Here is a 9983-nt window from a genome sequence, read left to right on the forward strand (position 1 = left end):
TCTAAGTTTAAGCTGAGTCAGATTCAGTACAGTGACTTAAAATTGAAACAAATTTGTAGATCTATTTATTTTATTTCACGTTCATTTGCTGATTCCATTCAATTTGAAAATCATGTGCCAATTGGTCTAATTGAGTTGCTTTCAGGTTTTTAATCAGCACTTCTTGCGCTTCAAAAAAGGCATGATCAAGCGCCCGATTGACCACCAGTTCTACCAAGCAATCTGGTGCTGAATGTTCATTGCCTATCGCAAAAATTGAAGGTTCACCGACAGCAAGGTAAATGTCATACAGCGAAATGTCATGCAGAGGTTTAATCAAACTCCAGCCGCCACCAGGACCTTTCTCAGAATCAACAAATCCATGCTTTTTTAATCCCGACATGGTTCTACGCACTACAACAGGATTTGTTTCCAGCATCTCAGCGATTTGATCGGAAGTAAAAGGCTTGTTTTCACGTGCCATGTGCAACAGAACATGTAGCATTCTTGAAAGTTTACTGTCTTTACGCATGAGGAAATAGATGATTAGGGTAATTGATATATTGTAACATTAAAAGTTTCTTATAAACATGTTAAATGATATAGGTATTAGGAATATGAATTATGAAGTTGTGATTATTGGTGGCAGTTATGCAGGACTTTCTGCTGCTTTACCTTTAGCACGTGCGCGCCGCCGTATTTTAATTATTGATGCAGGGCAACGTCGTAATCGTTTTGCCGAACATTCACATAATTTTTTGACGCAAGATGGCCGATCACCTAGAGCTATTGCAGAAGAAGCTAAAGCACAATTAGAAAAGTATTCCACGATTTCATGGCTTGCTGAAACGGTTACAGATGTAAAAGCAGTTGATGGAAAATATTCAGTTATCGCAGGTGATCAGCAAATTCAAGCTGAAAAAATAATTATTGCCACTGGCGTACGTGACGAATTGCCTCAAGTGAATGGTTTAGCCGAACGTTGGGGGCAATCTATTTATCACTGCCCATATTGTGATGGTTATGAACTGAACTTAGGTGAAATTGGCATGTTAGTGTCGGGTATGCACTCATTGCACATGGCGTTGATGTTGCCAGATTGGGGCAATACTACTTTATTTTTAAATGATGCAATTGCTGTAGATCAATTGGATGATGAGTTATTAGCGAAGCTTTCTAAACGTCAAATTCAGATCGAAACGCGTAAAATCGACCATATTGAAGGTCATTGTGACGTTGTAATGGCAGATGGTGAACGAATTAAATTGAATGGCTTATTTGTTTCTACTGTTACTCGTTTGCAATCGAACTGGATTCAGCAGTTAGGTTTAGAGATAGACTGCAATGAATATGGCGAGGCCATTAAAACTTCGCCAGCAAAAGAAACAAATGTTAAAGGAATTTATGCTTGCGGTGATGTCACACGTTCAGGTAGTTCAGTTGCTTTATCCGTAGGTGATGGAGCAATGACAGGGATTGTCGCGCATAAATCTTTTATTTTTTAAAGTGTTGGCATAGCAATTTACAAATATAGGGCAAGTATCTAAATGATAAATTTGGGTACTTGTACCTAAATATAAGAAATGAAAATCCAGTTAATCATTTGATCTTTTCTCAGTTTAAGCTGAGTTTAATTCACTTAGAATAATAAATAGCCATAATCTAAAAGTGGACATACTTATCAATCAGCTTCATTTTTACATCAAAAAATCAGCAAAATTCTGATATGAATACGCAAACAATAAAATCATAAGATATTGTTTATACAATAATTAATTGAATATTATTCTTTGGGGTGATCAGTTTTAAAGTGCGCTCATTGAGCTAAATTGAAATAAATTCATCTTATAAAATTACCAAACATGAATTTCACTCACTTTGTATTGAGGTTAAATCATTTTTATTCATCTTAAGATTCACGTATAAATTACTCCATACAGAAATTTTGATTATTTTAATTTTAGGGTAGTGAATCTCCATGAGTAATAAATTTGCATGTTCAATCAAACGTATCCGCTTTGATGAAAACTATAAACCAGCAGACAATACACGTCTAACAACGAACTTTGCCAATTTGGCGCGCGGTGAGCACCGTGAAGAAAACTTACGCCGTACATTGGCAATGATTAATAACCGCTTCAATACTTTGGCCAGCTGTGACAACCCAAATGCTGACCGTTATTCACTTGAAATTGACATCATTTCGGCTGAACTCGATGTGGAAGGCAATGGTCAAACTTTCCCATTTATTGAAACTTTAAAGAGCACCATCATCGACCATAAAACCAATGAACGCATTGAAGGCATGATTGGCAACAGTTTTTCATCGTATGTACGTGACTATGACTTCAGTGTGGTATTACCGGCACTCGGCTGTAAGTTCAATGAAAAACCTGAAGATTTTGGTGATTTACATGGCAAGCTATATCAACACTTGATCAATTCAGAGGTATTTAAAGCTGAATTTAAGAAACAACCTGTCATCTGTTTAAGTGTTTCAACGACAAAAACCTATTACCGTACTGCAAATGTGCATCCGATCTTAGGTGTGGAATACACTAATGATGACTATTCACGTACCGATGACTATTTTGCAAAAATGGGCTTAAGCGTTCGTTACTTCAAACCTGAAAATGCGACTGCGCCATTGGCATTTTATTCAGCAAATAACTTGCTGAGCGACTATACAGATTTCGAACTGATCAGCGCGATCAGCACCATGGAAAGCTTCCAAAAAATCTACCGTCCTGAAATTTACAATACCAATGCGGCAGCAGGTTTAGTGTATCAACCAAGCTTAAGCTTTGGCGATTACTCATTAACCCGTATTGTGTATGACCGTGTTGAACGTGGTCAGTTGGCGGTTAAACAGGGCAAATGGACGGAAGAGAACTTTATCCAGCCATATAAAGACATTCTGAATGAGTGGGCTGCTAATTTTAGTATTGAAAATGCAGACGCAGCTTAATTTTAAATCACGCAAATAGATGAAATACGGGTGAGTTAAAACACTCGTTTTAAAGAAAATAGAGATAGAAGATCGAATATGGCCATTTTACTCCCAACTTCAACTGCTGGCAGCTTACCTAAACCATCTTGGCTGGCTGAACCTGAAAAATTGTGGTCAGCATGGAAACTTGAAGGCGAAGAATTATTAAATGCAAAACGTGATGCGTTGAAATTATCTTTGCATGAACAAATCCATGCAGGCATTGATATTGTCAGTGATGGTGAACAAACCCGTCAGCATTTTGTGACCACATTTATTGAACATCTTGAAGGTGTAGATTTCGAAAAGCGTGAAACGATGCGTATTCGTAATCGTTACGATGCAAGTGTCCCGTCTGTGGTCGGTGAAGTTTCTCGTAAGAAAGCAGTTTTTGTGGATGATGCAAAATTCTTACGCAGCCAAACCAATCAGCCGATCAAATGGGCTTTGCCTGGCCCAATGACGATGATTGATACTTTGTATGATGGTCACTACAAAAGCCGTGAAAAATTAGCTTGGGAATTTGCTAAAATCCTCAATCAAGAAGCTTTAGAGCTTGAGGCTGCTGGTGTAGATATCATTCAATTTGATGAGCCAGCGTTTAACGTATTTTTTGATGAAGTCAATGACTGGGGTATTGCGACTTTAGAGCGCGCGCTTGAAGGTCTGAAATGTGAAACAGCTGTTCACATTTGCTATGGTTATGGCATTAAAGCCAATACCGATTGGAAACAAACCTTGGGTAATGAATGGCGCCAATACGAAGAATCATTCCCGAAACTGCAGCAATCGAAGCTGGATATCATCTCACTTGAATGCCAAAACTCTCGTGTACCCATGGATTTAATTGAACTCATCCGCGGTAAAAAAGTGATGGTTGGCGCAATTGATGTAGCAACCAATCGAGTAGAAACAACAGAAGAAGTAGCCAATACATTACGCAAAGCATTGCAATTTGTAGATGCCGACAAGCTATATCCTTCAACGAACTGCGGTATGGCACCTTTACCTCGCCAAGTGGCGCAAGGCAAACTAAATGCGCTAAGCGCAGGCGCTGCCATTATTCGCCAAGAATTGACCGCATAAATTCGAGCTGACTCAATTTCATGTAAGGGCAATAAGGAAATTAAATTTGCTATTGTCCAAACCTGAGAAAGAGATAAGCCATATAGACCATTGAGATTGAAGAGATGATTGAAGCAACTGATTTTAGAAATGCAATGTCTTTATTGACGACTGCAGTCAACGTGATTACGACTGAGGGTGAAGCAGGCATGCATGGATTTACAGCATCAGCCGTATGCAGTGTGACAGATACACCGCCAACTTTGCTGGTTTGTATGAATCAATCATCTCGTTCTCATGCGCATTTTCTTGAAAATAAAGTTCTTTCTGTCAATGTTTTAGGCGCACAGCATGAGCAAATTTCCAATGCTTTTGCTTCAAGCAAATTCAATTCGGAAGAGCGTTTTAAATTGGGTTCTTGGACTGTATTAGAAACAGGTTCACCGATATTAAAAGATGCTTTGGTCAGTTTTGACTGTCAGATTGAACAGATTCAAGAAGTGGGTACGCACAGTGTGTTTATGTGCCGTGTGGTTGCAATCAAGCAAAGTCAGCAGGAGGAAAGCTTGGTATATTTCAACCGCGCTTATCATGCTGTGGGTCAAGTGGAGTTGGCTTAAACCAGTCAGACTTCTTCAATACATCACTTTAAAAGTATCTATTTCGTGGAACTCATTACTTTCTTAATTATTGGCGCATTTGCAGGTTTTGCTGCGGGGCTGTTTGGCGTTGGCGGCGGTACTATCATTGTGCCTTTGCTCTATATTGTTTTTAGCCAAATGGGCTATAGTCCCGATGTGATTATGCATTTGGCGCTCGGCACATCTTTGGCTACGATTGTTGTGACATCGATCAGCTCCTTGATGGCGCACAATAAAAATGGTGCTGTGATTTGGCCTGTATTTAAAAATTTAGCTCCGTCTATGGCGATTGGCTGTTTTGCAGGCGCAGGGATTGCAGGCTGGCTGTCAGGTTTACATCTGCAAATGATTGTCGGCGTGTTTTTACTTTGGGTGGCTTATACCATGTTTATGGGAGCAAAAAAGCCAGTCGATCCAAATAAAACACTACCATCTACAGCTAAACAAATTGCAGCAGGTTCGGGTATCGGCGTTGCATCGGCCATCTTCGGGATTGGCGGCGGCAGTATTACGGTGCCGTATTTAACGGCAAATGGCGTGGTGATGCAAAAAGCGGTCGGGACGTCTGCGGCGTGCGGTTTACCCATTGCCATTGCGGGTGCATTAGGCTTTATGTTCTTTGGCATGCAGCAGCAAGTTGAAATTCCAAATACCATTGGCTTTATTCATATCTATGCCTTTTTTGGCATTAGTGTGATGAGTTTCTTCACTGCTAAATATGGTGCGAAAACTGCGCATGCGCTTTCACCAGCAGTACTGAAAAAATGTTTCGCGGTGCTGTTGTGTATTGTTGGATGCTTTTTTCTAGTGAAAGGCATTTTATAGAAGCCGACTGATCACAGTTAATTCATTCGAAACGTATGCTCTAGTGTGCAACAGCAAGCTAGAGCATTTTTATCTATAGCAATTTAAGTCTTTAAAATTTCAGAGATATTATTTAAAAACTACATTTCAAAACTGACATTTCAAAGCTCTGTGCTTTTAGAAAAAACATTGATAATCACAATGCCCAATAAAATAAAGCCCAAACCAATCATGGCAGGTAGGTCTAAATTTTGTTTAAACACAACCCAGCCCACGCATGAAATAAGCACAATGCCTGCAGCGGACCACATGGCGTAGGCCAATCCCATAGGAATCGATTTAAAGGTCAAACCTAAAAAGAAGAGCGCAATGGCATAGCCCAACACGGTAAAAATAATCGGCACAAGTTCAGTAAAGCCATTACTGGCTTTTAAGGCGGATGTAGCAATCACTTCGGCAATGATTGCAATGAGCAAATATATAAACGACATTGATTTCCTATAGACATTCTATTGCATGGTGCAAGAGGTGCTGTTTTTCATTTCGTAACCAATCTGTACTTTCTGTCGTGGTATCAGTGCGACGCTGAAATGCATAATGTGGAACATAAATATCCACCTCGAACATCAGCTGTACTGCTTGACCATTAATAATGACGTTTTGCATCAAATGTGTTTCATCAATAACTTTAAAATCATCAAATTTAAACACTTGATTTTGCTGAGAGGAAGTCGTTGTATAGTACTTATGCAGACCATCTACAGCGATTGATACTTCAAAGCTTTCAATCAACTTTTCATACATAGTAGGTGCAGATGATATGTTGATGCTGGCAACTGTTTGCTGATCTGTAGGTAAACGGCTCAGTGCGAAGGCCACATGCTTATCACAAATAATTAAACCGCCATCCATCTGCAAGGGTTGATGACTTTCTACATCGAGGGCTGACTGCAACCGCAGGCCTAAAAATAGCCCTTCATGAACTTGTTGACGCCAGTCTTCAACATAGGCATTGCTTGGAGAGAATTCTAAAATACAGTTGCCAATCGCATGCAGTTTTGCAGGTTCTGGCCATTGCACATGATTTTGATAATTTGAGTGTGCTTTAACGTCCCAAGATAATAATTGCTGTTCAGCATCCCAAAGAGTGTTGCCAATCCAGCCTTGACGCTCATTCACTGGCGTATTTTCTTGGCTTTTTAAACGTAGATCGATGGTGAAACTACGTGATTGAAACCAATACACAATGGTTTTTTCATCCGTTAAACCATTTGAAAAACTGATACTTTTACGACGAAATGCACCATACAAATAGTCTGGAATAGGACCTGAAATCTCTTGGCTGGCTGGAAGCTGTGCTAAAGCCTGAAATAAATTCATGCGTTTGCTCCTTGTACTTCTGTATTTTCATCCATACCAAATGAGGACAAAGGCACAGCATTTCTTAGACTCAGCTCTCCTGAAGCGATACGTTTTTTAAGATAACTAAAGGTTTGCGCGGTTTGATTAAATAAATGTTCACCACCAATTAAGGGCTGATATTTAGGCGCTTCAGTTGAATGTACTGGCTCAATGATCGTGTCGTAATTACAGGCGCAGAATAAGGGGAAAGAGTAGCGTTCTTCACAGACTTTTTTAACACGGTGTTTGGTGGCCAAATATTTGCCATTCGACAAAATTTCTATCATGTCACCAATATTCATCACCAAGGTATTTTCAATCAATGGAATATCCATCCATTCACCTTGTTTATTGAGTACCTGCAAACCTGGTGCAGTCGGTAAGAGCAGTGTAAAGCACTCATAATCTGTATGCGCGCCAATACCTTCGGCATCTTTCACTTCAGGGTTATACGGATAATGGATTAGACGCAGCTGGCTGGTCGGATGGGTAATTTTACGATCAAAAAAATGCTCATCTACATTCAATGCTAAAGCAAAGGCCTGAAAAATTTCTTCGCTGATACTGCGTAAATGGTGGTAATAATCACTGACCGTACTTTTAAATGTGGCATCATCTGGCCATAACGTAGGGCCAAGCAAAGGAAATGCTGTCGCTTCGCCGTGATAATCATAATTGACGTCATAGGCTTCTTTTAAGTCGTAGCTGTTGCCTGCAAATTGTTCTTCACCAATTGGCACATAGCCACTATGATTTTTCGACAGTCCAATATAGTGTTGCATTTTACTTGCGGTATCTTGTTGAAAATAACGCTTTGCCACCTGAATCAGTGATGTCGCAAAATCAAAATTGAACTGATCACCCTTTAAATATAGAAAACCAACATCTTTACAGGCTTGATCCAATGCAGAGGCTACTTCTAAGCGTTCTGACAGTACCGTACTTTGCATTTTCGATATATCAACAAGTGGCAAAACATAAGATTCATTCATCTTCAATTCCTATAATGTTGGCCGTCCAACGCTGTAGTACATCATTTAGGCCGTCCTAAAGATGAAGAGGGATTAATCCAGTTATTTTTGCGTACTGACTTGAGTCATACGTGGAATTTTCGGTAGGTTTTCCATCGCTGGGTCGAGCTCGTCTTCCTGCGCATGTACCAAGAAATCCACCCGTTCGCGCAGTTGTTTAAATTCAGGACTTAGCATGAGTTCAGGATTACGAGGACGGGGTAAATCGACCTCAATAATTTCTTTAATTTCACCAGGATTGGCTTTGAGCGCCACAATACGATCCGCCAATAAAATGGCTTCATCCATATCGTGGGTCACAAAAATGATGGTGATATCAATGTTTTGCCAAAGATCCATTAAATGTTTTTGCATTTTTTGGCGGGTATGCGGGTCAAGCGCGCCAAAAGGCTCATCCATCAATAATATTTTGGGTTCATTGACCAATGCGCGGGCAATGGCAACGCGCTGTTTCATCCCGCCAGACAGCTGATGCGGGTACTGATCTTGGTATTTTTCTAGACCAATAATATCAATCCATTCACGGGCGCTGGATTCGGCCGAAGCATTGCTGGCACCTTTCATTAAAGGGCCAAACATTACATTTTCTTTGACCGTTTTCCATGGAAAAAGCGTGTAGCCTTGAAACACCATGCCACGCTCAGGGCTTGGGCCTTTAATGACTTGGCCATCGACCAGCAATTCACCGCTACTGTAAGGATCAAGCCCAGCCACAATTCGGCTAAAGGTCGATTTACCGCAACCCGATGGGCCAATCACGCAGATAAATTCACGTTTATGAATCTTTAAATCCAACTGATTTAAAATAGTGCGTTCAGTTTTGCCGTGCTTAAAACTTTGTGTGAGTTTTTTTGCTTCTAAAATGACAGGGCGTGCATAAATTGCATCGAAATAAGTGGTGGCATTAAACTCTGTGCTGTTCATTATTTTGCTCCTGCTTTCCATTTAAATAGATGTTGTCCGAGTTTCATTAGCACCACATCGCATACCAAACCAATCACCCCAATGATGAGGATCGCGGCATAGACATTGTCAAAATTTTGGTAACGCGCTTGTTGGGTGATAAACCACGTAATCCCAGAGGTTGTGCCAATCAGTTCAGAGACAATAAGATAGGTCCAAGCCCAACCCAGCAATACACGCAAGTCGCGGTAAATGTCGGGAAGCGCCGCTGGAATCACCACATGAAATAAACTTTTTAATTTATTGGTACCCAGCGTAAAACCTGCTTCGATCAGGCCCCGGTCAACCATCCGTATGGTATTGGCAATAATTAGAATTTGCTGAAATAGCGTACCAATCACAATAATGGCGATTTTAGGTGCATCATTAATGCCTAAAATCGCAACGGCTAAGGCACCAAAAGCAGGGGCGGGCAAGTAGCGAAAAAACTCAACAAAGGGTTCGGTCAGTTGTGATATTTTTTGAGAAAAACCGCAAAGAATACCTAGCGGAATACCGATGAGAGAGGCAATAAAAAAAGCGCTGAACACAATTTTAATACTGTGCCATAAGCTTTGATGAAACCATGGGGCATCAGGTTGGGCAGGTGGAGTTATAAAAGCCGTAACTAATGCTTTTGCTACTTCGTGCGGTGCAGGTAAATAGATTGGATTGACCAGTTTACCTTGAGGTGGTGCTAAACCTGCATTGACCGCAGATTGCGCTTCGGCATAAAACACCGCTTTGTCTACACGGCTATCGACTTGCAAATACGGCACACTGCCAGACTGAGTAATTTGCACCTGTGGATGCCATAAAAATGGCAAATAACTCACTGCACACCAAATAAGCACAGGAATTAAAAATGATCCGAAGCCGAGCAATAGCTTGCTTTTCGGACTGAGCTCTCTTGCGACATAACCCATACTGACCAAGCCCCAATATTACTTTTTTAATAAAACGTAATACCGTTAAGCAATTAGAATGCCAAAGGCGTGTATGTCGGTAAGCGTCCGCTGAACCCCATGCCTATTTTTTAATTCGGTTCAGGTTTCCAGCGGTGTGGTAGCAATTCTTCAATCTGAGTCACTTTATGTGTCGGCAACCTTTTCAGCACATCACTTAAATAGG

The 9983-nt window shown here is 40.6% G+C and carries 12 protein-coding genes; 5 read left to right on the plus strand and 7 right to left on the minus strand.

Features of this window, described 5'->3' with window-relative positions; all coding sequences use genetic code 11:
• Positions 1 to 70 precede the first annotated feature (70 nt).
• Complete coding sequence (locus FTT85_RS11440) at positions 71 to 511, minus strand: Rrf2 family transcriptional regulator (protein ID WP_180041507.1); 441 nt, start codon at positions 509 to 511, stop codon at positions 71 to 73.
• 85 nt (positions 512 to 596) lie between these two features.
• On the opposite strand from FTT85_RS11440, the gene FTT85_RS11445 reads away from it, so the two are divergent.
• From FTT85_RS11445 to FTT85_RS11465, 5 genes are all read left to right on the plus strand, one after another.
• Positions 597 to 1484, plus strand: coding sequence for an NAD(P)/FAD-dependent oxidoreductase (locus tag FTT85_RS11445; protein ID WP_180183586.1), 888 nt, complete (start codon positions 597 to 599; stop codon positions 1482 to 1484).
• 473 nt (positions 1485 to 1957) lie between these two features.
• A complete protein-coding gene (locus tag FTT85_RS11450; protein WP_180183587.1) occupies positions 1958 to 2947 on the plus strand; it encodes a putative oxygenase MesX in 990 nt (329 codons plus the stop codon).
• Between the two features lie 78 nt (positions 2948 to 3025).
• Positions 3026 to 4054, plus strand: coding sequence for a methionine synthase (locus tag FTT85_RS11455; RefSeq protein WP_180183588.1), 1029 nt, complete (start codon positions 3026 to 3028; stop codon positions 4052 to 4054).
• Between the two features lie 104 nt (positions 4055 to 4158).
• The gene (locus FTT85_RS11460) at positions 4159 to 4653 is read left to right on the plus strand and encodes a flavin reductase (protein ID WP_180023652.1); all 495 of its coding nucleotides are present in this window, start codon (positions 4159 to 4161) and stop codon (positions 4651 to 4653) included.
• A gap of 45 nt (positions 4654 to 4698) precedes the next feature.
• A complete protein-coding gene (locus FTT85_RS11465; protein ID WP_180183589.1) occupies positions 4699 to 5499 on the plus strand; it encodes a sulfite exporter TauE/SafE family protein in 801 nt (266 codons plus the stop codon).
• 140 nt (positions 5500 to 5639) lie between these two features.
• On the opposite strand, the gene FTT85_RS11470 is transcribed toward FTT85_RS11465, so the two are convergent.
• From FTT85_RS11470 to FTT85_RS11495, 6 genes are all read right to left on the minus strand, one after another.
• The gene (locus tag FTT85_RS11470; RefSeq protein WP_120363699.1) at positions 5640 to 5969 is read right to left on the minus strand and encodes a multidrug efflux SMR transporter; all 330 of its coding nucleotides are present in this window, start codon (positions 5967 to 5969) and stop codon (positions 5640 to 5642) included.
• A gap of 7 nt (positions 5970 to 5976) precedes the next feature.
• Complete coding sequence (locus FTT85_RS11475; RefSeq protein ID WP_180183590.1) at positions 5977 to 6858, minus strand: hypothetical protein; 882 nt, start codon at positions 6856 to 6858, stop codon at positions 5977 to 5979.
• Positions 6855 to 7871: an isopenicillin N synthase family oxygenase gene (locus FTT85_RS11480; protein WP_180183591.1), complete on the minus strand. Its 1017-nt coding sequence runs from the start codon at positions 7869 to 7871 to the stop codon at positions 6855 to 6857. Before FTT85_RS11480 ends, FTT85_RS11475 begins: the two co-directional genes overlap by 4 nt.
• Before the next feature lie 81 nt (positions 7872 to 7952).
• The gene (locus tag FTT85_RS11485; protein ID WP_180183592.1) at positions 7953 to 8834 is read right to left on the minus strand and encodes an ABC transporter ATP-binding protein; all 882 of its coding nucleotides are present in this window, start codon (positions 8832 to 8834) and stop codon (positions 7953 to 7955) included.
• Positions 8834 to 9778, minus strand: a complete 945-nt coding sequence (locus FTT85_RS11490; protein WP_180183593.1) for an ABC transporter permease — start codon at positions 9776 to 9778, stop codon at positions 8834 to 8836. Before FTT85_RS11490 ends, FTT85_RS11485 begins: the two co-directional genes overlap by 1 nt.
• A 110-nt stretch (positions 9779 to 9888) precedes the next feature.
• Positions 9889 to 9983 (minus strand): transposase domain-containing protein (locus tag FTT85_RS11495; RefSeq protein ID WP_178867550.1); only part of this gene is annotated, 95 nt, incomplete at its 5' end.

This window comes from Acinetobacter sp. YH01020 (genome assembly GCF_013420275.1).
GTDB classification, from domain to species: Bacteria; Pseudomonadota; Gammaproteobacteria; order Pseudomonadales; family Moraxellaceae; genus Acinetobacter; species Acinetobacter amyesii.

Excerpts from the sequence above, each read along its gene's own strand:
- FTT85_RS11455 (WP_180183588.1), top strand. The coding sequence starts at position 3,026 with ATGGCCATTTTACTCCCAACTTCAACTGCTGGCAGCTTACCTAAACCA.
- FTT85_RS11460 (WP_180023652.1), top strand. The coding sequence starts at position 4,159 with ATGATTGAAGCAACTGATTTTAGAAATGCAATGTCTTTATTGACGACT.
- FTT85_RS11475 (WP_180183590.1), bottom strand. The coding sequence starts at position 6,858 with ATGAATTTATTTCAGGCTTTAGCACAGCTTCCAGCCAGCCAAGAGATT.
- FTT85_RS11470 (WP_120363699.1), bottom strand. The coding sequence starts at position 5,969 with ATGTCGTTTATATATTTGCTCATTGCAATCATTGCCGAAGTGATTGCT.
- FTT85_RS11440 (WP_180041507.1), bottom strand. The coding sequence starts at position 511 with ATGCGTAAAGACAGTAAACTTTCAAGAATGCTACATGTTCTGTTGCAC.
- FTT85_RS11485 (WP_180183592.1), bottom strand. The coding sequence starts at position 8,834 with ATGAACAGCACAGAGTTTAATGCCACCACTTATTTCGATGCAATTTAT.
- FTT85_RS11480 (WP_180183591.1), bottom strand. The coding sequence starts at position 7,871 with ATGAATGAATCTTATGTTTTGCCACTTGTTGATATATCGAAAATGCAA.
- FTT85_RS11490 (WP_180183593.1), bottom strand. The coding sequence starts at position 9,778 with ATGGGTTATGTCGCAAGAGAGCTCAGTCCGAAAAGCAAGCTATTGCTC.
- FTT85_RS11450 (WP_180183587.1), top strand. The coding sequence starts at position 1,958 with ATGAGTAATAAATTTGCATGTTCAATCAAACGTATCCGCTTTGATGAA.
- FTT85_RS11445 (WP_180183586.1), top strand. The coding sequence starts at position 597 with ATGAATTATGAAGTTGTGATTATTGGTGGCAGTTATGCAGGACTTTCT.